The 20,154-nt window shown below is 71.4% G+C and carries 17 protein-coding genes; 12 read left to right on the forward strand and 5 right to left on the reverse strand.

Annotated elements, in window-relative coordinates:
• Positions 1 to 26 precede the first annotated feature (26 nt).
• From BM396_RS12280 to BM396_RS12290, 3 genes are read left to right on the forward strand one after another with little or no spacing between them, the layout of a single operon-like run.
• On the forward strand, positions 27 to 443 hold the full coding sequence (locus tag BM396_RS12280) for an FKBP-type peptidyl-prolyl cis-trans isomerase (protein ID WP_043345483.1): 417 nt from the start codon (positions 27 to 29) through the stop codon (positions 441 to 443).
• A 37-nt stretch (positions 444 to 480) separates the two neighbouring features.
• The gene (locus BM396_RS12285; RefSeq protein WP_043345481.1) at positions 481 to 1,851 is read left to right on the forward strand and encodes a Wadjet anti-phage system protein JetA family protein; all 1,371 of its coding nucleotides are present in this window, start codon (positions 481 to 483) and stop codon (positions 1,849 to 1,851) included.
• On the forward strand, positions 1,844 to 2,470 hold the full coding sequence (locus BM396_RS12290) for a DUF4194 domain-containing protein (protein ID WP_043345479.1): 627 nt from the start codon (positions 1,844 to 1,846) through the stop codon (positions 2,468 to 2,470). Before BM396_RS12285 ends, BM396_RS12290 begins: the two co-directional genes overlap by 8 nt.
• Positions 2,471 to 2,639: 169 nt before the next feature.
• Here BM396_RS12290 and BM396_RS12295 read toward each other — a convergent pair whose 3' ends face one another.
• Positions 2,640 to 4,316, reverse strand: coding sequence for a methyl-accepting chemotaxis protein (locus tag BM396_RS12295; protein WP_043388668.1), 1,677 nt, complete (start codon positions 4,314 to 4,316; stop codon positions 2,640 to 2,642).
• Positions 4,317 to 4,492: 176 nt separating this feature from the next.
• Here BM396_RS12295 and BM396_RS12300 point away from each other — a divergent pair, with 176 nt between their 5' ends.
• Positions 4,493 to 7,930, forward strand: coding sequence for an SbcC/MukB-like Walker B domain-containing protein (locus BM396_RS12300; protein ID WP_043388665.1), 3,438 nt, complete (start codon positions 4,493 to 4,495; stop codon positions 7,928 to 7,930).
• A gap of 230 nt (positions 7,931 to 8,160) precedes the next feature.
• Here BM396_RS12300 and BM396_RS12305 read toward each other — a convergent pair whose 3' ends face one another.
• Positions 8,161 to 8,376, reverse strand: a complete 216-nt coding sequence (locus tag BM396_RS12305; protein ID WP_043352013.1) for a hypothetical protein — start codon at positions 8,374 to 8,376, stop codon at positions 8,161 to 8,163.
• 414 nt (positions 8,377 to 8,790) lie between these two features.
• Between BM396_RS12305 and BM396_RS12310 the strand changes: the two genes are divergently transcribed.
• The 3 genes from BM396_RS12310 to BM396_RS12320 are packed head-to-tail and all read left to right on the forward strand — an operon-like array spanning position 8,791 to position 10,943.
• Positions 8,791 to 9,921: a S1C family serine protease gene (locus BM396_RS12310; RefSeq protein WP_043388664.1), complete on the forward strand. Its 1,131-nt coding sequence runs from the start codon at positions 8,791 to 8,793 to the stop codon at positions 9,919 to 9,921.
• Positions 9,918 to 10,181 carry a hypothetical protein gene (locus BM396_RS12315; protein WP_043388662.1) on the forward strand — a complete coding sequence of 88 codons (264 nt, stop codon included), beginning with the start codon at positions 9,918 to 9,920 and terminating at the stop codon, positions 10,179 to 10,181. The genes BM396_RS12310 and BM396_RS12315 overlap by 4 nt, the downstream gene beginning before the upstream one ends.
• A 3-nt stretch (positions 10,182 to 10,184) precedes the next feature.
• Positions 10,185 to 10,943, forward strand: a complete 759-nt coding sequence (locus tag BM396_RS12320; RefSeq protein WP_043388660.1) for a J domain-containing protein — start codon at positions 10,185 to 10,187, stop codon at positions 10,941 to 10,943.
• 104 nt (positions 10,944 to 11,047) lie between these two features.
• Here BM396_RS12320 and BM396_RS12325 read toward each other — a convergent pair whose 3' ends face one another.
• Positions 11,048 to 12,517 (reverse strand): D-alanyl-D-alanine carboxypeptidase, encoded by a 1,470-nt coding sequence (locus BM396_RS12325; protein WP_043388658.1) that lies wholly within the window; start codon positions 12,515 to 12,517, stop codon positions 11,048 to 11,050.
• Positions 12,518 to 12,855: 338 nt separating this feature from the next.
• Here BM396_RS12325 and BM396_RS12330 point away from each other — a divergent pair, with 338 nt between their 5' ends.
• From BM396_RS12330 to BM396_RS12350, 5 genes are all read left to right on the forward strand, one after another.
• A complete protein-coding gene (locus tag BM396_RS12330) occupies positions 12,856 to 13,203 on the forward strand; it encodes a phasin family protein (RefSeq protein WP_043388655.1) in 348 nt (115 codons plus the stop codon).
• Positions 13,204 to 13,392: 189 nt separating this feature from the next.
• Positions 13,393 to 13,779 carry an ATP-dependent Clp protease adapter ClpS gene (clpS, locus tag BM396_RS12335; protein WP_043352001.1) on the forward strand — a complete coding sequence of 129 codons (387 nt, stop codon included), beginning with the start codon at positions 13,393 to 13,395 and terminating at the stop codon, positions 13,777 to 13,779.
• A gap of 37 nt (positions 13,780 to 13,816) precedes the next feature.
• A complete protein-coding gene (clpA, locus tag BM396_RS12340) occupies positions 13,817 to 16,306 on the forward strand; it encodes an ATP-dependent Clp protease ATP-binding subunit ClpA (protein ID WP_043388654.1) in 2,490 nt (829 codons plus the stop codon).
• Positions 16,307 to 16,397: 91 nt separating this feature from the next.
• Positions 16,398 to 16,682, forward strand: a complete 285-nt coding sequence (locus BM396_RS12345) for a hypothetical protein (RefSeq protein ID WP_043350748.1) — start codon at positions 16,398 to 16,400, stop codon at positions 16,680 to 16,682.
• 61 nt (positions 16,683 to 16,743) lie between these two features.
• Positions 16,744 to 18,042, forward strand: coding sequence for a flavin monoamine oxidase family protein (locus tag BM396_RS12350; RefSeq protein WP_043388652.1), 1,299 nt, complete (start codon positions 16,744 to 16,746; stop codon positions 18,040 to 18,042).
• A 51-nt stretch (positions 18,043 to 18,093) separates the two neighbouring features.
• On the opposite strand, the gene BM396_RS12355 is transcribed toward BM396_RS12350, so the two are convergent.
• Positions 18,094 to 19,158, reverse strand: coding sequence for an adenylate/guanylate cyclase domain-containing protein (locus BM396_RS12355; RefSeq protein ID WP_043388648.1), 1,065 nt, complete (start codon positions 19,156 to 19,158; stop codon positions 18,094 to 18,096).
• Positions 19,159 to 19,179: 21 nt separating this feature from the next.
• Positions 19,180 to 20,154, reverse strand: a complete 975-nt coding sequence (egtD, locus tag BM396_RS12360; RefSeq protein ID WP_043388645.1) for an L-histidine N(alpha)-methyltransferase — start codon at positions 20,152 to 20,154, stop codon at positions 19,180 to 19,182.

Here is a 20,154-nt window from a genome sequence, read left to right on the forward strand (position 1 = left end):
CACGGCGCCGGCTCCAGGGAGAAACCATGCCTCGCCTGTCCCCCCTCTTCGGAGCCGCGTTGATCGCCATGACCACAGCCGCCACTGCCGAGACCGTGACCACGCCCTCCGGCCTCAAGTATCAGGACGAGGTCGTCGGCACCGGGCCTGAGCCGAAGGCCGGCCAGCAGGTCACCGTCCAGTATACCGGCTGGCTCGACGAGGGCGGCAAGAAGGGCAAGAAGTTCGATTCGTCCCGCGACCGCAACCAGCCCTTCAGCTTCCCCCTCGGCGCCGGCCAGGTGATCAAGGGCTGGGACGAGGGCGTCGCCACCATGAAGACCGGCGGCAAGCGCACCCTGATCATCCCGCCGCAGCTCGGCTACGGCGCCCGGGGCGCCGGCGGCGTGATCCCGCCGAACGCCACCCTGATCTTCGACGTCGAACTCCTCGGCGCGAAGTAAGCGGCACGGCTGCGCGACGGCGAGAGTTTCCAGAACCATGCTGTTCGCGCAGCTGTCCGACGAGCTGTTCAAGCCGCTGGCTTCGCCGAGCCGCAGCTTCAACGCGGCCCTGCTCCTGCATCTGCACCGGCGCGTCCTCGGGGCCGAGCCGGTGCGCAAGGCCGAGCTTCTGGCCGAGATCGGCGACTTCGCCGCCGGCTGGAGCGATCCCGAGGTCAGCGGCGACGAGCCGATCTCCGCCGATCCGACCGAGCGCCGCACGGCGCTTTACCGGCGCCTCCTCGACACCGGCTGGCTGATCGAGCGCCGCGAGCGCTACGTCCCCGTCGCGGAGTTCGACCCCGAGGCGCGGCTCCTCCTGGAGGAGCTGTCCCGGCTGGAACGGGGCGAGACCCGCTCCTACGGCGGGGCCGTGCTGGAGGTTCTGGGTGGCCTCGAGAGCGCCCTGTCGGATCCGGCGAACCGCTCCGAGGCCCTCTCCAACGCCGCCCGGGGCGCGGCCGCCTTCCTGTCGCACGTGCGCGGGCTCGCGGCCGGCATGCGCAAGGTCGAGGAGCGCATCCTGCGCGAGCCCGACCGCGCCAAGACCTTCCGGCTGTTCTTCGAGGATTTCGTCGAGCGCCACCTGATCAGCGACTACCGGACGCTCCACACCCGCTTCAACCCGTTCCGCTTCCGCGCCAGCGTGGTGCGCGAGGCCGGCCGGGCGCTGCGCGACGCCCTCACCGTCCGGGCCCTGGCCGAGGGCCTCATCCGGGAGGGGCGGAGCGCCGATCTCGACGCGGCGCAGCGGGCCGTCCGGACGGATCTCGCCCAGATTCTCGCGGTGTTCGAAGGGCTCGACAACCATCTCGATGCCGTCGACGCCGTGGTGGCGCGTCTGGAGCGCCGGATCGCCTCCGCCCTGCACGTGATGGACCGCCCGGATCCGAGCGGCGTCGAGCGCGTGGCCGCGATGCTGCGCGCCGTCGGCGGGTCGGAGATCGCCCCCGACGTGCCGGGCGACGTCTCGCTGCTGCGGCCGCCCATCGGTCACGCGCATCTCCAGGCGCCGCGGGCCCGCAAGGCCGCGATCGACATGGAGCCCCTGCCCGACATCGAGGACGATCCGGTGGTCGACGCCTTCGCGGCCGCCAAGGCGGAGTTCCGGCGCCGCACCACCGTGACGCCCGAAAGCATGAGCGCCTTCGTGGAGGCCCGACTCGGAAAGGCGGTGCGGCTGCGCGGGTCGCAGATCGTGATCGCGGGCGTCGACGACTTCATCGTGTTCCAGCGCCTGCGCGAGATCGACGTGCTGTTCGACGCCAAGCTCGGCGAGCGCTATGCCGTCACCCGGCTGCCCGAGCGGGTGGCCAATGGCTGGCTCGACTGCCCGGATTTCCTTCTGGAGCGCCGCCCCTATGCTTGAGGGCTTCCGCGCGATCATCGACGGCGACGAGCCGCCGCCGCCCGGCGCAAGGGCGCCGGATGCCGAAGAGCTGAGCCGTGCCCTCCAAGTGCTTCTGAAGGGGCAGGTGATCTACGCCGAGACCCAGGGGATCGGCCGCTCCTACGAGCTCGCCCGGCACTACGCCCCGTTCTTCACCGACTACTTCGCCTGCCTCGGCTACGCGCTCACGGTCTCGCATCGCGACCAGATGGTCTCGCTGAGCCCGGCCGCCGACGCGCCCCGCCACGACATCGTCTCGGAGCGCCTGCGCAAGGACGAGACGCTGGTGCTCCTGGCGCTCCGGCTCCTCTACGAGGAGGGCCTGCGCGACCACCGGGCCGGGACTGACGGGATCGTCGACTGCACCACCGACGAGATCGTCGAGAAGATCCGCACCGTGGCGCGCAATGAGCCTCCCGAGGAGGGGCGGCTCGCCGACATCCTGCGCCTCTACGCGAAGCGCGGCGGCCTGCGCCTCGGCGAGCGCGACCGGGTCGAGCGGGTCACCCCGCTCTCGCTCCTGCCGGGGCTGACGGTGCTGGCTTCCGACGCCTGGATGGAACGCCTTCGGGCGTGGTCGGAGGCCGGGGAGGCTTGATTCCGTCGTCCGGTCGACCAGCTCGGCGCCGTCTTTGCGAGCGGAGCGAAGCAATCCAGCCAGCGCCACGATTGCCGGCGTCGCGCTGCCCTGGGTCACTTCGCTGCGCTCGCGATGACGGAGTGAGATACGTCAACCGCGACGTGCGGCCGAAACCACGTGACCGCGCTCAGGCCGCCCGGACGGTCGCCAGGAAGTGCTCCACCTCGCTGCCGAGATGGGCCGCCTGCCGGGCCATCTCGGAGGCCGACGCCAGGACCTGCGCGGCGGCCGCCCCGGTCTCCTCGGCGGCGCCCGCGACGCCGCTGACATTGGCGGTGACGGATTCGGTCCCGGTCGCCGCCTCGGCGACGTTGCGGACGATCTCCTGGGTGGCCGCGCCCTGCTCCTCCACCGCGGCGGCGATCGACGTCGCCATGCCGCTGATCTCGCGGATGCGGCCCGCGATGCCGTCGATGGCCTGGACGGCCTGGCCGGTCGAGCCCTGGATCTGCGCGATCTGGGCCGAGATCTCGGCCGTGGCCTTGGCGGTCTGGTCGGCCAGCGCCTTCACCTCGGTGGCGACGACCGCGAAGCCGCGTCCCGCGGCGCCGGCCCGGGCGGCCTCGATCGTGGCGTTCAGCGCCAGCAGGTTGGTCTGGCTGGCGATGGCCGAGATCAGGTCCACCACCTCCCCGACCCGGCGCGCGCCGGTGCTCAGGGCCTGGACGAGATCGGCCGTGGCGGCCGCCTCGCGGACGGCGGCCTGCGCCAGATCCGCTGAGGAGCCGACCTGACGGCCGATCTCGTTGACCGAGGAGCCCAGTTCCTCGGCGGCCGCCGCGACCGTGGTCACGTTGCTGGAGGCCTCCTCGGCGGCGGCCGCCGCGCTGGTCGACTGGCCGGCCGTCTGCGTCGCCGTCACGGTGAGGCTCTGGGCCGTGGATTGGAGCTGCGTCGCTGCCGACGTCACCGAGCCGACGATACCGCCGATGGCCGACTCGAACCGGTCGGCGAGTTCGCGCGTCGCCTGCCGGCGCTGGGCCTCGGCGCCGGCCCGGGTCTGCGCGGTCTCGGCCTCGAGGGCGCGGGCGTGCAGCAGGTTCTCCCGGAAGACCGCGACGGTCGCCGACATGGCGCCGATCTCGTCCTGCCGCGCCGCGTAGGGGATCTCGGCCTGCGTGTCGCCGTCGGCGAGGCGCCGCATGGACAGCGTCATCCCCGCGAGCGGCCGCGACACGCCCGTGAAGGCGTACAGCATGGCGCCCAGCGCGATGACGAAGCTGACGAGCAGGCTCACGATGGTGGTCCGGACCGCGTCCGCTTGGCTGTCGCGGGCCGTGCGCCCGGCCGCCTCACCGTTCCTGATGTTCAGGTCGGCCAGAGCGCGGGTCGCGGTCGAGGCCGCGAGATAGTTGGCGTTCATCGGCCCGCGGAAATAGGCGAGCGCCTGATCGTGCTGATCGGCCGGGAAGGCGCGCAGACGGGTCCAGTCGGCCTGCTGCACCGCTAGCTTGGCGAGCAGGTCGTCGTAGATCGCCTGCTCCTCCTTCGACGCCACCAGGGTGCGGTAGGCCTCGGCCTTCGCCTGGCGGTTCCGCATCATCTCGTCCGCGCTCTTCAGGCTGGTCGCGCGCTCCGATTCGGTATCCGCCGTCACGTAGCGGAACTGCCACAGTCGCGAGCGCATCACGAGGGCGTTGATCGCCTGGGCCTCGTTGATCGACGGCACGGCGTTGTCGATCAGCTCCGCGAGCCGCTGGTCGACCGCCTGCATCTTGTAGAGAGTCACGCCGCCCTGAACCAGCGCCGCCAGGAGCAGGAGGGCGAAGAGGCCGCTGAGTTTTGCTTTGAGACTGAGACGCATCGGTCGGTTCCGGTCGTGCGGACGAGACCGGCAGGACATGAACAGGTTGTGCTAATAGTGTCATAACCTGAGGTAGGATCGGGCTTCAGAGGTTCGCGCGTGTCGGCTTGCATACGCGGCCGAGTCCGGCCAACTGGGCCGAACATTCCTCGCCACCGGCCCGACCCACCCACATCGTGTACGTCCTCACCGACATCGCCATCTCCAACTGGTACCTGATCCGCCGCGAGCAGATCCGGCTGCGCGGTGCCGCCGCGCTGGTCGGGCCGACGGGGGCCGGGAAATCGACGATCTTCGATGCGGTCGGCACGGTGCTGGCCGGCAACAACGCCAGCCGCCTCGCCCTCAACGCCTCGGCCTCCGGGCGCAGCGCCCGAACCGTGCGCGACTATTGCTTGGGCTGGATCAGCGACCCGGCGGAAGGCGGCCGCCCGACCCGGGAATCCTGCGAGACCGTGCTGGTCCTGGTCTTCGAGAATCCCGATTCCGGCCGCGTCGTCTCGGTCGGCCTCGCCCTGGCCGCTCGGGCCGTGGAGCCCAAGGAGACGGTGCTCTCGCGCTTCATCGCGGTCGGGCACCGGTTCGAGGTCTCCGACTACGCCCGCACCGCCCCCGGCGGCACCTACACGGCGCCCTGGAGCGAGATCGCCGCGGACCTGCGGGCCCGCGCGGCGAGCTTCACCGAGTACCGGACCTCCGGCGAACGCTTCACGGCCGATGTCCTCGCCACCCTGCGCGAGGGGGCGCCGTCGCCGGAGCCGCGCCACTTCCTGCGCAGCTTCGCCAACGCGGTGGCGTTCAAGCCGATCTTCGACACCAGCGCCTTCGTGCGCGCCTTCGTGCTCGACCCGGAGCCCCTGGATGTCGAGCGCGTGCGCCACTCCATCGCGAACTGGCGTCGGCTTCTGGAGACCATCGCCGAGCTGGAGAACCGCCTCGGACGCCTGCGGCGCCTGCGCGACCGCTACGAAGCCTGGGGTGAGGCGGTCCTCGCTGCCGCGACGCACGAGCTGCGCGCGGCGAGCGCCGAGCTGCGCCGCCGGAGCCTCGACCTCATCGCCGTCCGGTCCCGGCTCCGGGAAGGCGCCGACACCCTGCGCATCGCCCGCGAGCGCGTCGCGGCGAGCCGCGGCTATGTTCGCGAGATCGACGGCGAGATCGCCGAGAAGAAGGCGCTGGCCACCGCGAGCGCCGCCGAGGGCCGGCTCGCCGCCTCGACGCTGGGCCTCTCCATGCTGGAGCGCGACCGGAAGGAGCTGATCGGCCGGATCGGCGATCTCGTCGGCCTCGTCGGGCAGATGGCCAAGCTCCAGCCGGTGGCCCCGATCCTGCGCCAGAGCTGCCCGCAGGCGGCCCGCCTCGCCGAGGCCTGCGCCCGGGCGGGCCTGCGTCGGGAATCCTCCCCCGAGGAGATCCTGCGCCCCGAGGGGCCGCTCGCCGAATTGGCCGACGGGCTGGTGCGCCTGCCCGATTTCGACGAGGCGCTGGAGCGGGCCGCCGAGGACGCGGCGCTGAAGGCCCGCGCCCAGGAGAGCGAGGCCGAGCGCACGGCGCCGCGCACCGGCGGCGGCCCGACCGCGCGCCTCTCCTCCGACACGGTGGCGTTCCGCGGCGAGCTGGAGCGCCGCGGCATCGACGCGGTGCCGATCTGCGAACTGGCCGAGATCGTCGACCCGACCTGGGGGCCGGCCCTCGAAGGCCTGCTGGGGCGCGCCCGCGAGGCCCTGGTGGTTCCCCCGGACCGGCTGAACGAGGCACTCGGCGTCCTGCAATCCGGCCGCGACCGGTTCCACCGCTGCATCCTGGTGAAGACCACCGACACCGCCAAGCAGCGGTCCCGCCGCTACGACGACGGTCCGCTCACCGTGATCGAGACCAGCGACCCGCACGCGGAGGCGTTCCTCGGCGTGCGGCTCGGCGGCTACGACCTCGCCCGGGACGACGCCGAACTGGCCCGCCTCGCCCGGGCGGTCGCCCCGAGCGGCCGGACCACGGCCGGGATGGCCTATTCGGTCACCCGCAGCGTCGACCTGCTGATGACCCGCGGCCATCGCGGGCCCACCGCCGACAGCCGCCGCGCCCACGAGATCGCCGTCGCCGAGGCGCGGCGCCTGCGCGGCGAGGCCGCGGTCCTGCGCGAGGCCGCCCGGACGGCGGCCGCGATCCGGGCCCGCGTCGCCCGGGGCCTCGACGACGTGGAGGCGCTCCGGGCCGAGCTCGACGGGCTCGACGGACGGCGGCGCACGCTCCAGACCGAGCGGGAGGGCATCGAGAAGCGTGACACGGCCGGGCTCGCCGCCGAGATCGCCGCGCTGACCACCGAGCGGGTCGGCTACCTGCGGGAATTGTCGGAGGAGCTGGAGCCCAAGCTCGACCGCCTGCTCGCCGACGAGGCGGCGCTGCGCGCCCGGATGGGACCGGTGCGCGAGGCCGTCCGCGCCGCTCTGTCGGCCCGCCGCGCGGCCCTGCGCCAGCTCAGTGCCGGCGACGCCGCGCGGGTGCGCCTCGCCCGCGGCGAGCCCTTCGACCTCGGCGTGGTCGCCGAGGCGCGGCGGGCGCTGGCCGGCCTCGATGCCAAGGCGGCCGGGACCCGGGTGACCGCCGAGCGCGGCCTCGCCCGGGAGTCCGCCGAGGCCGCCCGCTCCCACGGGCGGATCGCCGAGCGGGAGCTGGCGGAGGCCTGCGCCGCCTGGCGGGTGGAGAACCCGCTCGCCTCCGGGGACGCCCCGGCGATCGACGGCTTCGCCTGGGTGAGGCGGGAATACGAGGCCGTGGAGGGGCACGAACTCCGCCGCTACAGGGCGCAGGCCGAGCGGGCCGAGGTCGAGATGCGCCGCCTGATGACCGAGGATCTGCTGACGCGCCTCGCCGACCGGTTCGAGCGGGTCCATGCCCGGCTCGCCGCCCTCAACGAGCGGCTCTCGGCGCGCAGCTTCACCGGCCAGACCTACGCGTTCGAGGCGGCGGTGGATCGCCGCTACGCCGCCGTGCACGCGCTCGCCACCGAGACCGCCCGCTCACCCGAGGCCGCGCAGGCGCTGCTCGCCGGCGAGGCGGAGGGGCAGATGGCGGCGGCGCTCGAGGAGATCACCGCGCTGATCGCCGGCGAGGAGGATGCGGCGCGGCTCGCCGATTACCGCAACTACTTCGTCTACGAGATCGGCATGCGCGACCGGGCGGGCAACCGCACCACGATGTCGGCCCGGGCGCTGCGCGGCTCCGGCGGCGAGGCCCAGGCGCCGTTCTACGTGGCGATCGCCGCCTCGCTGGCCAGCGCCTATTATCCGGGCGACCGGCCGGGCGACGAGAATCCGGGCCTGGGCCTATGCCTGCTCGACGAGGCCTTCTCGAAGCTCGACGTGCGCAACAGCCAGGCGCTGGTCGATCTGTACCGGGCCTGGGGGCTGCAGCTCCTGATCGCCGCCCCCGAGGACAAGCGCACCACGCTGACCGAGGTGATGGATACGATCGTGACGGTCTATAAGAGCCCGGATCTCACCTCGGTGCGGATCGAGGCCGAACACCCCCTCGAGGCGGCCCGGCGGGCGCTGCACGCGATCAACCCCGACCAGATCGGGATCGAGGGGTTTCGCCAGCCGGACGCGGCGGAGTGATCGGCACCGGGGTCGGCGCCTTCGGGCAATGAGAGCCCTCACGGTCGTGACGCGCGTCGCGACCCTTGCCTTCGGGACGTTCGGAAACGTGGTGCTTGCGGTTGCTGCGCGCCGCGCGCCAGGACAGCCGCGCCGACGCCATCACCGGGAGGGCTCACCGAGCCCGCGCAGGGCCGGGGCGGGGCTCGCGCCGCCATCCCCGGTATCCCCGTTCTTCGTCGCGCCGGGCGTCAGTTCAGGTAGGTGCGGATCCAATTCGGCGAGAGGATCTCGCCCTCTTCGGTGATGATCCAGGGCTGCTTGGCCGGGTCGGCCAGGGCACCGGCCGCGGCCGCGATCGCCTCGCGCAGGGTGTCGTAGCGCTCGGGCTGCGCGAGCGGGGCGCTCGCCGGGGCCGTGCGCCAGATCGTCAGATCCGCGGGCCGTTCCAGAGCTTCGGTTTCCATGGGTACTCGTCCTTCCGAACCGTTTTGGACCGTTCAGATCGCCGCCGCCGGGCTGGGCCGAGGAGCGGTGGCGATCGAGGGTCTGAGCGTCAATGCAAGCATCTCTGCGGCAGCTTTGCGATCAATTCGGGCGGTTTTCGAAGCCAGCACCCGGTGCCGAGGCACGAGCGTGGGCGGGGTTCGGTGTTCCATGTCCGTATTGAGCACAGCTGAGCTGCCCTGGACTTGCGAGAATTGTGGCTCCTGAATGGTGACCATTCCGTTAGCCAGTCTGCACCGGTCGCCGACGTGCGCCAGAACACGTCAGGAGCCTGTCGGCGGCGGCGCCTCTCTGTGTTGACGCCCCGATCCTGAACGCGCACTTAAGGCTTCGCCCGTCGAGGGCCTGCCTTCGCGCTTCTTTCGGAGACACCCGTGCCGGATCGTACCGTGCGCATCGTCCTCGCCGCGGTCCTGGTCCTGCTGGCGCTCTACGTCGCCCAACCCTACCTGCAGCCGCTGCTCTACTCCGCCGACACGCCGCGGGCGGTGATGGCCCGCGGCGATCTGGCGCCGGCCGAGACCTCGACCGTCGCGCTGTTCGAGCGCGCGAGCCCGTCCGTCGTTCACGTTTTCGCGCAGGGGGCGGCGCAGAACCGAGACCTGCTCGACCTCGACGACCAGGGTGGCGACCAGGGCGGGACGCAGACCGGCACCGGCTTCGTCTGGGACGGCGCCGGCCACATCGTCACCAACACCCATGTCGTGCAGAACGCCGCGCAGAGCGGCGGATCGGTCTCCGTCCGGCTCGGCGACGGCGAGGTGGTCCCCGCGACCCTCGTCGGCCTGGCGCCGTCCTACGACCTCGCCGTCCTGCAGCTCGGGCGGGTGCGGCACATGCCGCCGCCGCTGGCGATCGGCACCTCGGCGGATCTGAAGGTCGGGCAATCGGCCTTCGCCATCGGCAACCCGTTCGGCCTCGACCACACCCTGACCACCGGCGTGATCAGCGCCGTGCGGCGGCGCATGCCGACCAGCGAGGGGCGCGAATTGTCCGGCGTGATCCAGACGGATGCGGCGATCAATCCCGGCAATTCCGGCGGGCCCCTCCTCGATTCCGCGGGCCGGCTGATCGGCGTCAACACCGCCATCGTCTCGCCGTCCGGCGCCAGCGCCGGGATCGGCTTCGCGATCCCCGTCGATGTCGTCAACCGCATCGTGCCGGAGCTGATCAAGGCCGGCCGGGTGCGCAATCCCGGCATCGGCATCATCGCCGCCCAGGAGGCGGCCACCGCGCGGCTCGGCATCGACGGCGTTGTGATCGTGCGGGTGCTGCCCGGCTCCCCCGCCGCGCAGGCCGGGCTGCGCGGCGTCGACCCGCAGACCGGGGATATCGGCGACGTGATCGTCGAGGCCAACGGCCGCCCGGTCCATCGGCTCGCGGACCTGACGGCGGCCATCGAGGAAGCCGGCCTCGGCGCCGGCGTGACCTTGAAGGTGGTGCGCGACGGCCGGATCCGGCAGGTCCGCGTCACCACGGCTGACGTTGCGGAGAACCGGCAATGACGCGCCTGCGCTTGGCCCTCCCCGTCATCGCCCTCCCCGTCATCCTCCTCGCCGGCGCGGCGCAGGCCGGCGAGCCGCCGGCGCGCGCGCGCCTCTGCCCGGAGAATCTTCCCGAGGGCGTGCGTCTCCCGCCGCAACCCGGCTGCGACGCCGACATCCGCCAGCCGAAGCCGCGCCGTCCCGGTTTCTTCGACCTGGGCGACGGGACCAGCATCCAGATCGGCGGGAGCGCCTCCGCCACCTATGGCGTGCGGCGCTGAGCGATGGTGCTGTTTGCCGGCCTGCTCGCCTGCCTGACCCTGTGGTGGCTGTCCAAGAACGGCGGCCTCGGCCGACGGATCAGGCGCGGCCTCGGGGCGGGCCTCGGCTCAGCCCTCGGACGTGTGCGGCTGCCGACCTTCGGCGCCTTCGCGCTGCTCGCCGCCGGGTTCCTGCTCCTGCGCGGGAACTTCGTCCTGGCGGCGCTGCTCGGGCTCAGCGGCGTCTGGTTGATCGAGGGGCAGGCCGCGATGACCGCGCGGCTCCGTCGCCTGATCCGGCCGGACCCCGGTCAGGGGCCCCGCGATCCTGCGGATCGCCGCTTCCGCACGACCCTGATCGACGCGCTCCTGCGCCCGGACGGCAGCCTGCGCACCGGCCGGGTCATCGCCGGGCCAAGCGCCGGCACGTCGCTCGACGCCATGCCAACCGGTGCCGTGGTCGAGCTGCTCCGGCTCTGCCGCCTTCGCGACGCCGCGGGCGCCGCCCTGCTAGAGCCGTATCTCGACCGCCGGGCGCCCGGATGGCGTGTAGACGCTGAGCGCGATCGCGACCCGCGGCCGCGCCGCCCGGCGAACCCAGGGACGATGACGCAGGAGGAGGCGTACCAGGTCCTGGGGCTTCAGCGCGGGGCGACCGCTGAGGAGATCCGGTCGGCCCACCGGTCTCTCATGAAGCGGGCTCACCCCGACCAGGGAGGCAGCGCCGAGCGGGCGGCGCGCGTCAACGCGGCCCGGGACAGGCTTCTGAACCGACATCGCTGAACTCCACGCGCGTTGTCAGAGAGATACCGATCGTCGGCCGCGGACGAACTCGGTCGCGGCCGTTCCGTGTCGGCGCGCGGGCGCGCCGGTCGGTCTCCGGAGCCTCAGCTCCGGGTGGCGAAGCAGCTGAAGCCGCTGCGCTTCAGGGCCGAGCAGGCCTCCTGGGCGGAATCCTGCTCGGCGAAGCCCGAGAAGCGGGCCCGGAACAGCGTGGTGCCGCCGTGCTCGACCTTGACGGTGTAGGGTGCGGCCTTGGAGAGGCTGCCCCCCACCTTGGCGCGCGCCTCAGAGAGCATCGACCGGGCCTTGCCCTCGTCGTCCATGGCCCCGAGCTGGATCACCCAGGCGGTGGGGACGACGCGGGCGCCGGAGACCGCCTTCGGCGGCTCGTCGCGCTCGAGGGAGGCCACCCGGGCCGTGGATTTGGACGCCCCCGGGAAGGGCGGCTGGGCATTGCCGCCGCCGGCATAGGCCTGGGCCGCCTTCGGGATTCCCTGCGGCCCGGGCTTCCAGGTGCCGCTCGGCGTCGTCGTCTTCGAGGGCGACAGGTCGAGGGGCTCGCCGGTGGTGCCGGTGGTCTCGACATCCTCGTCGTCGGCGGAGGCGACCTGCGTGCGGGTCCGCGAGACCGCGTCGGCGACGACTGCCGGGCGGGCGCGCTCGGCCACTTCGGTGACGGCGGGCGCGACCCGGGCGCCGGCATAGGCCCGCGGCAGGCTGGACCGGACGAGGTCGGCCATGATCCGGTCGCGGCTCGCGCCGGACTTGCCGCCGAGCACGATCGCCACGATCTGGCGGCCGTCGGATTTCGCGGCGGTCATCAGGTTGAAGCCGGAATCCCGGGTGTAGCCGGTCTTGATCCCGTCGACGCCCTGGACGTTGCCCAGCAGGTGGTTGTGGTTGCCGATCACCCGGCCGCGGAACGCGAAGGACCGTGTCTGGAAGTAACGGTAATAGCGCGGAAACCGGTCCTGGATCGCCTGGGCGAGGACGGTCAGGTCGCGGGCGGTGGTGAGCTGGTCCGGGTCGGGCAGGCCCGAGGCGTTGGCATAGCGCGTCCGGCTCATGCCCAGGGCATGGGCCTTGGCGGTCATCATCTGGGCGAAGCGCTCCTCGGAGCCGGCGATGTTCTCGCCGATGGCGCAGGCCACGTCGTTCGCCGACTTCGTCACGATCGCCTTGATGGCATCCTCGACCGTGATGGTCTGGCCCGGCCGCAGGCCGAGCTTCGACGGCGCCTGGGCGGCGGCGTGGGCCGAGATGGTCAGTTCGGAATCGAGGGCGAACTTGCCGCGCTCCATCTGCTCGAACAGCATGTAGAGCGTCATCACCTTGGTGATCGAGGCCGGGTGCCGCAGGGCGTCCTCGTTGACCGCGTGCAGGGTCTTGCCGCTTTTCACGTCCACGACCATCGCGGCGTAGGGCGGGTTGTAGCCGCCGGTGGCCCGGGCATGGTGTTGGTGCCGGCCGCGCCGGGCCTCGGCCGGCGAGGCCAGGGCCGTCAGGACCGCGGCGGCCAGGATCGCGGCCGGGAGCGCTGGAATCGTCCGGGAGCGGCCTACTACGCTACGCATCACGCCTGATTGCCTCGCGAGACCGGATCTGGCCGGTCGTATCCCCTGCAGAGCCTCCCGCCGATCGCGTGGCCCCGCTGCATCAGTGGAGAGTTAGGCAGGTGCAGTTACAAGCCCGTTAATGCGATCGCGGCGAATGCCGGATCGTGTCGTTCCGGCCATCGTTTACGGTCGATCGCTCGCGGACCGTCACCGGCCTGCCAACCCATGCCGGTTGCGGCCGACGGGTCTTACCCGCCCGAGCTTGACGCTGGCTGTCGCGCCGCACACTCTCGCGCCGATCCGAAGAGGTCGGTCACGGGTGGCCGGCAGGTTCGGCGGCGGTCTGGAGATCGGCGATGCAGAGGCCCCCTGCCCTTCCGTTGAGCCCGGTCGTCTCCGGGTTCAGAACGCCCCTTCATCGGTTCGGGATCGTGAGTCGGGCGGCCCAGACCCTCGGGATCACGTATGCCGACTCGTTCAAGACGGCGTTCGACGATCTCGGGGCTACCTCGCGGGCGCTGGCGGCGGCCCGCGGCCCGGCCGAACTCGTGGCGGTTCAGGCCGCATATCTGAACCGGGCCGGGGCGCGCGCCACGGCCCGCTCTGCCGCGGCCGGCGACATGATCCTCGGCCTCACCGGCGCATTTCTGCGGCCGAAGGCAGCGCTCGAAGGCGCGCCCCGTCCCGGATCGGCGCAGACGTGAGCCGCTGGCGCATGATCAGCGAGGCGGACAAGTGCGCACAGGCGTCTGGCGAAGTCGGCTCACCGTCTGTAGATTAACGGCCGTGGAGCCGAGCGCTGCTCCCGGCAGGCCAGGACTGGATCGGCCGTCAGGGCCGGCGGCGCCCGCTCCAATCGAGGGATCGGTTCGACGCACATGACACAGGTCCCCATGCAGGGCACCGCGAGTTCGACGAAGGTTCACTGGCCGGCGCGCAAAGCGGTCACGGCGTCCGGCTCGCGCGCCCCTGGCGGCGACGACCGGTCCAACACGGCGATCATCACCCGCACCAAGCCGCGGACCAAGCGGCCGAGCCTGTACCGGGTACTCCTTCTGAACGACGACTATACGCCGATGGAGTTCGTGGTCCTGGTGGTCGAGCGGTTCTTCAACAAGAGCCACGAGGACGCCTACCACATCATGATGCACGTGCATCAGAACGGGGTCGGCGAGTGCGGCGTCTTCACCTACGAGGTGGCGGAGACCAAGGTGACGCAGGTCATGGACTTCGCGCGCAAACACCAACATCCTCTCCAGTGCGTTATGGAAAAGAAATAGGCGCCGCTCGCGGTAGGCACCCACACAGAGGCCAGCTTTGCCAAGCTTCTCACGCAGCCTAGAACAAGCTCTCCACCGCGCCCTGGCGCTGGCCGGAGAACGCCGGCACGAATACGCGACGCTGGAGCATCTCCTGCTCGCCCTCGTGGACGATCAGGATGCGGCCGCGGTCATGCGTGCCTGCAACGTCGAGATCGACACGCTCAAGCGCAGCCTGGTCGACTATGTCGACACGGAACTCTCCAACCTCACCGGGGACGGACGGCAGGACGCCAAGCCCACGGCGGGCTTCCAGCGCGTGATCCAGCGGGCGGTGATCCACGTCCAGTCCTCCGGTCGCGAGGAGGTGACCGGCGCCAACGTGCTCGTGGCGATCTTCGCCGAGCGCGAGAGCCACGCCGCCTACTTCCTGCAGGAGCAGGACATGACCCGCTACGACGCGGTCAACTACATCAGCCACGGCATCGCCAAGCGCCCGGGCGCCTCCGAGGCGAAGCCCGTGCGCGGTGCCGAGGACGAGGGTGCCGCCGAGCGTCCGAGCGACGAGGGGGATCCCCGCGGCGGCGCGAAGAAGAAGGGCGACGCGCTCGACGCCTACTGCGTCAACCTCAACAAGAAGGCCCGCGACGGCAAGATCGACCCGCTGATCGGCCGTGAGACCGAGGTCCAGCGGACCATCCAGGTCCTGTGCCGCCGGCAGAAGAACAACCCGCTGCTCGTGGGTGACCCGGGCGTCGGCAAGACCGCCATCGCCGAGGGGCTGGCCCGCAAGATCATCCAGCACGAGGTGCCGGAGGTCCTGGCCGACGCGACCGTCTTCTCCCTCGACATGGGCACGCTGCTCGCCGGCACCCGCTACCGGGGCGACTTCGAGGAGCGCCTCAAGCAGGTGATGAAGGAGATCGAGGCGCACCCGAACGCCATCATGTTCATCGACGAGATCCACACGGTGATCGGTGCCGGTGCGACCTCGGGCGGAGCCATGGACGCGTCGAACCTGCTCAAGCCGGCGCTGGCCTCGGGCACGCTGCGCTGCATCGGCTCGACCACCTACAAGGAGTACCGCCAGTACTTCGAGAAGGACCGCGCCCTGGTGCGCCGGTTCCAGAAGATCGACGTCAACGAGCCGTCGATCCCCGACACGATCGAGATCGTGAAGGGCCTGCGCCCGTATTTCGAGGAGTTCCACAAGCTCAAGTACACGACCGAGGCCGTGAAGGCCGCGGTGGAGCTGTCGGCGCGCTACATCAACGACCGCAAGCTGCCCGACAAGGCGATCGACGTGATCGACGAGACGGGCGCCTCGCAGATGCTCGTGCCGGAGGCCCGCCGCAAGCGCACCATCGGCATCAAGGAGATCGAGGCGACCATCGCCACGATGGCCCGGATCCCGCCGAAGACCGTCTCGAAGGACGACGCGGTGGTGCTCCAGCACCTGACCGAGAACCTGAAGCGCGTGGTCTACGGCCAGCCGAACGCCATCGAGGCCCTGACCTCGGCGATCAAGCTGGCCCGGGCCGGGCTGCGCGACCCGGACAAGCCGATCGGCTCGTACCTGTTCGCGGGACCGACCGGCGTCGGCAAGACCGAGGCCGCCAAGCAGCTTGCCGCGTCGCTGGGCGTCGAGATGCTGCGCTTCGACATGTCGGAATACATGGAGCGCCACACGGTGAGCCGCCTGATCGGCGCGCCCCCCGGCTACGTGGGCTTCGACCAGGGCGGCCTGCTCACCGACGGGATCGACCAGCACCCGCATTGCGTGCTGCTCCTCGACGAGATCGAGAAGGCCCACCCGGACCTGTTCAACATCCTGTTGCAGGTCATGGACCACGGGAAGCTCACCGACCACAACGGCAAGCAGGTCGATTTCCGCAACGTCATCATCATCATGACGTCGAATGCGGGCGCCTCGGATCTGGCGAAGGCGGCCTACGGCTTCACCCAGTCGAAGCGTTCCGGCGACGACGTGGAGGCGATCAACCGGCTGTTCGCGCCGGAATTCCGCAACCGCCTCGACGCGATCATCTCGTTCGGCCACCTGCCGAAGGAGGTGGTGGCCAAGGTGGTCGACAAGTTCGTCCTCCAGCTCGAGGCGCAGCTCGCCGACCGCAACGTCACGATCGAGCTCTCGGACGAGGCCCGCGACTGGCTGGTGGAGCACGGCTACGACGACGCGATGGGCGCCCGCCCGATGGCCCGGCTGATCCAGTCGACCATCAAGACGCCCCTCGCCGACGAGGTTCTGTTCGGCAAGCTGAAGGATGGCGGTGCGGTCCGCGTGGTCGTGCGCAAGCCGGAGGATGCCGAGGCCAAGTCGGGCGCCAAGGACAGCCTGGGCTTCGATTTCCCGGCCGGCCCCGTCACGCCCAAGCCCGAGAAGGACGTGACCAACGCCGCCAAGCGCCACAAGCGGGCCAAGCCCCGCGCCGCGGCGCGCAAGAAGACGCCGAAGGACAACAAGGGCGGCGGCGGCAGCTCGGGCGGCGGCGTCCGGACCGTGCCGAAGGTGCCACTCGTGCGCGCCTAATGGTGTGCATGCCGGCTGGCGGCCTTCCGGACTAGGGGCCGCCGGTCTATGACCGCCGCGACGCGAAAGCGCCGCGGCGAGGAGGCGCCCGATGACAGACAACCTGCACGAGGGACCCCTGTCCCCCGTCGCGCAGCCGGCGCCCCCCAAGAAGCTGACCCGGCGCGAGGAGCGGCGGCGGCGTCGTCAGCGGCGTCGGCGCGGCGAGGAGGTGCTCGCCTGGGTGCTCGTGCCGCTGATCTGCGTCGGCATCTACCTGGGCATCAGCGCCGGTTTCGACTTCTTCGGCACATCGCCCGGCCAGGTCTGGGACCAGCTGATGCAGGTCAAGGCCATGATGGAGAAGCGCTCGGGCAGCCCGGGGGCGCGCGGCTAGCGCACCGCTTTCGGTCCGCGCGCCGTGGACTGGAGCCTGGATGACTCCGAGCGGGTGCGCCATGAGACCGACCCGACGCACAGTCCTCACCTCCGCCCTCGTAGCGGCCCCGGCACTGCGCGCCTGGGCCCGCACCGGCCCGGTGGTCATCGTCGGTGCCGGGGCGGCGGGGCTGGCGGCGGCATCGGCGCTGCGGAGCGCCGGACGAAGCTTCATCCTGGTCGAGGCACGGGACCGTATCGGCGGACGCGCCTTCACCGACACGGCGCTCGGTGCGGCGTATCCGTTCGATGCCGGCGCCGAGTATATCCATTGGGCCGAGCGCAATCCCTGGGCGCCCATCGCCCGGGCGGCCAAGGCCCGCTTCGCCGGCGAGGAGGGCTGGGCGCGCAAGCTCGTGATCGACGGTCGCCCCGCCACCGAAGCCGAGATGGCGAACCGGCGTGCCGGCTTCTCGGGGCTCGACGCGCTCCTCGTTCCGAAGGCGGCCGACATCTCGTTGGCGGAAGCAGCCGGAATCGGCGGCCCGATGGCCGTGCAGGCCGCGGCCGGCCTCAGCCGGCTCTCGCTCGGCGAGGATCCCGAGCGCGTCTCGGCCGTGGATTACGACCGGCTCTGGTCCGGCACAGACCTCTGGGTCGACGGCTACGGCGCCCTGGTGGCGCACCATTTCGCCGACCTGCCGGTACGGCTCGGCTGCCCGGTTCACGCGATCGACTGGTCCGGACAGGACGTCCGCATCGAGACGGGGTGTGGCACCCTCACGGCAGCCGCGGTGATCGTGACGGTGCCGGTGGGCGTGCTGAAGGCCGGTCGCGTGGCCTTCACCCCGGCCCTGCCGGCCAGCACACAGGCGGCTCTCGATGGATTGCGCATGGGCGCCTACACCAAGATCGGTCTGCGCCTCGACCCGGCGAAGCTCGATCCGGCGACCGTGGGTGATGCGGTGTCGCTGGCAAAGGGCGGACCGACGATCTACTTCGAGATGAAGCCGTTCGGTCGGTCCCTGACGGTGGCCAATCTCGGGGGCGATCTCGCCCGCGACCTGTGCCGCGCCGGCGAGGCAGCGGCCGTGGCGCTGGCCACAGAGCGCCTGGTCGCGATCCTCGGCGCGGACGCCCGGGACGCGGTCGTGGCGGGGCGGCTCGCCGGCTGGTGGACGGATCCGTACGCCCTCGGATCGTACGCGATCGTCGCCCCCGGCCACGCGGAGGCCCGGGACCGCCTGCGTGACCCGGTGGGGGGACGCGTGTTCTTCGCCGGAGAGGCGCTGGCCGGCGGCGGGGCCATGACGGTGGGCGGGGCCACGCTGGACGGCGCGCGCGCCGCCCGCGACGTTCTGAAGGCGCTGTCGACCTGAGAGGGCGCGCGCCCCGTCTCTGCCCCGGAGGCCGGACGGGACCGCCCGGCCTCAGCCCGTCGCAGCGCGGCTCGAAAGCGGCACGACCGGTACCGCGTGGGAGGACCGTCGCCGGATCGCCGCCACAGCGAGGGGTTCGGCGCGCCCCCGCAGGGCATGGGCACCGAGATCGTCCGCAATCATGTCGTCGGGCAGTTCTCCGATCCGGTCGAGGAGATCGGCGGAAACCAGCACGTGCACCCCGAGGGTCTTCGACAAGGCCTCGAGCCGCGCGGTCGTGTTCACGACGTCGCCGAAATACGCGATCTTGTGCCGCTCCAGCCCGATCTCGGCGGTGACCACCGGGCCGCAATGCAGGGCGGCGCGGAATTGCGGGACTTGGCCGAAGCGGCTGCGCCAGCTTGCGGCCTCCGCGGCCAGACGCGCCTCGAAGTCGAAGACGCAGCGCAGGCAGGCCGCATCGCGCAATCCCCGGTCCAGCGGCCAGGTCACCAGCGCCAGATCGCCGATGTAATCGTCGATGGAGCCGCGGGCGCGCGACACCGGCAGCGCCAGGGCGTTGAACACTTGGCCGAGATAGGCCTGGGCCTCCCGGTCGCCGTAGCGGTCGGCGAAGTGCGTCGAGCCCGTCACGTCGAGGAACAGGAAGATGCGCTCCTCGCTGATCGGCCGGTGATAGCGCCCGATCAGCAGGTTGGCGAACACGCCGGGACCGATCAGGTCGCGGACGCGGAACACGAACACCACGAGGGCCGAGATGCCGAGCGCGTAGAGGAGGCCCGTATCGGTCATCAGCATCGCGTTCCGCGCGCTGTACATGAAGCGGAACAGCTTGTTCAGAACGGTGCTGGCGACCGCATTCCCGATCACGATCAGCCCGATATAGAGGGCCACCGTGGCGATCAGGAACAGCGGCGTCGCGAGGGCGCGGATGCGGTCGCGCAGGCGCGGGGCCAGCAGCCTGCGCTCGTAGAGCAGGATCGGCGTGCCGATGATCGCGCCGCGGATCGCCGCGCCGGTCAGGGGACCGACGTCGAAGAGCGTCCCGTAGAGCAGTCCCGCGAGCGCCCCCAATCCAGGGGCCACTAGGAGGAACCAGGGCGGCCCGATACGCATGGGGCGGCCCCGGCCTTGTCCTCAGTCCAGCCGGAGGGCGTGGACCGAGAAGAGCTGGTCCGGATCCGTCCAGACCTTCAGCCATGTCCAGCCGGCCCGCTCGGTGAGGGCGCGGAACGTGGCCACTGTGTACTTGTAGCTGCTTTCCGTGTGGATCGTCTCGCCTGCCGCAAAGGCGAAGGTGTCGCTGCCGACCCGCACGGCCTGCGCGTCACGGGCCACGAGGTGCATCTCGATCCGCGAGGCGTTGGGGTTGAACACCGCCCGGTGGCTGAACGCGTCCGGCTCGAAGCGGCCCGCGAGTTCCCGGTTGATCCGCGTCAGGAGGTTGAGGTTGAAGGCCGCCGTGACGCCCTGGGCGTCGTCGTAGGCATTCTCCAGAACCGCGGCATCCTTCACGAGGTCGACGCCGACGATCATGTGGGCGCCCGGGCCGAGGATCCGTCCGAAGCGGTGCAGCAAACCCTCGGCCTCGTGCGGATCGAAATTGCCGATGGTCGAGCCGGGGAAGAAGCCGGCCCGCGGGAGGCCGTCGAGACTGTCCGGCAGGTTGAAGTCCTGGGTGAAGTCGGCGACCACCGGTTCGACCCGCAGATGCGGAAAGTCGCCCCGGAGCCCCTCGGCCTGCGCCCGCAGGAACTCGCCCGAGACGTCCACGGGCACATAGGCCGCGAGCGTGTCGAGATGGCCGAGCAGGCGACGGAGCTTGACGGTCGAGCCGCTGCCGAACTCGACCAGCGCCGCATGCGCGGGCAGCAGTATCGCCATCTCCGGGCCGCTGGCCTCCAGGATGCCGATCTCCGTACGGGTCGGATAATATTCCGGAAGCTGGGTGATCTCTTCGAACAGTGCGGATCCGGCCGCATCGTAGAAATACTTCGGCGAGAGCGCCTTCTGGGGTTTCGACAGGCCCGTCCGGACGTCGTCGAGGAACGACAGGGGCGCCGCGTCCAGCGTGACCGGCGTCGCGTCGGGGAAGGTGGGCTTGATGGTCAA

Source organism: Methylobacterium sp. UNCCL125 (assembly GCF_900116795.1).
GTDB classification, from domain to species: Bacteria; Pseudomonadota; Alphaproteobacteria; order Rhizobiales; family Beijerinckiaceae; genus Methylobacterium; species Methylobacterium fujisawaense.

Coding starts and splice junctions, on each gene's coding strand:
- BM396_RS12290 (WP_043345479.1), top strand. CDS start 1,844: ATGCTTGAGGGCTTCCGCGCGATCATCGACGGCGACGAGCCGCCGCCG.
- BM396_RS12325 (WP_043388658.1), bottom strand. CDS start 12,517: ATGCGTAGCGTAGTAGGCCGCTCCCGGACGATTCCAGCGCTCCCGGCC.
- BM396_RS12350 (WP_043388652.1), top strand. CDS start 16,744: ATGAGACCGACCCGACGCACAGTCCTCACCTCCGCCCTCGTAGCGGCC.
- BM396_RS12305 (WP_043352013.1), bottom strand. CDS start 8,376: ATGGAAACCGAAGCTCTGGAACGGCCCGCGGATCTGACGATCTGGCGC.
- BM396_RS12285 (WP_043345481.1), top strand. CDS start 481: ATGCTGTTCGCGCAGCTGTCCGACGAGCTGTTCAAGCCGCTGGCTTCG.
- BM396_RS12295 (WP_043388668.1), bottom strand. CDS start 4,316: ATGCGTCTCAGTCTCAAAGCAAAACTCAGCGGCCTCTTCGCCCTCCTG.
- BM396_RS12345 (WP_043350748.1), top strand. CDS start 16,398: ATGACAGACAACCTGCACGAGGGACCCCTGTCCCCCGTCGCGCAGCCG.
- BM396_RS12280 (WP_043345483.1), top strand. CDS start 27: ATGCCTCGCCTGTCCCCCCTCTTCGGAGCCGCGTTGATCGCCATGACC.
- BM396_RS12320 (WP_043388660.1), top strand. CDS start 10,185: ATGGTGCTGTTTGCCGGCCTGCTCGCCTGCCTGACCCTGTGGTGGCTG.
- BM396_RS12330 (WP_043388655.1), top strand. CDS start 12,856: ATGCAGAGGCCCCCTGCCCTTCCGTTGAGCCCGGTCGTCTCCGGGTTC.
- clpS (WP_043352001.1), top strand. CDS start 13,393: ATGCAGGGCACCGCGAGTTCGACGAAGGTTCACTGGCCGGCGCGCAAA.
- BM396_RS12355 (WP_043388648.1), bottom strand. CDS start 19,158: ATGCGTATCGGGCCGCCCTGGTTCCTCCTAGTGGCCCCTGGATTGGGG.
- BM396_RS12315 (WP_043388662.1), top strand. CDS start 9,918: ATGACGCGCCTGCGCTTGGCCCTCCCCGTCATCGCCCTCCCCGTCATC.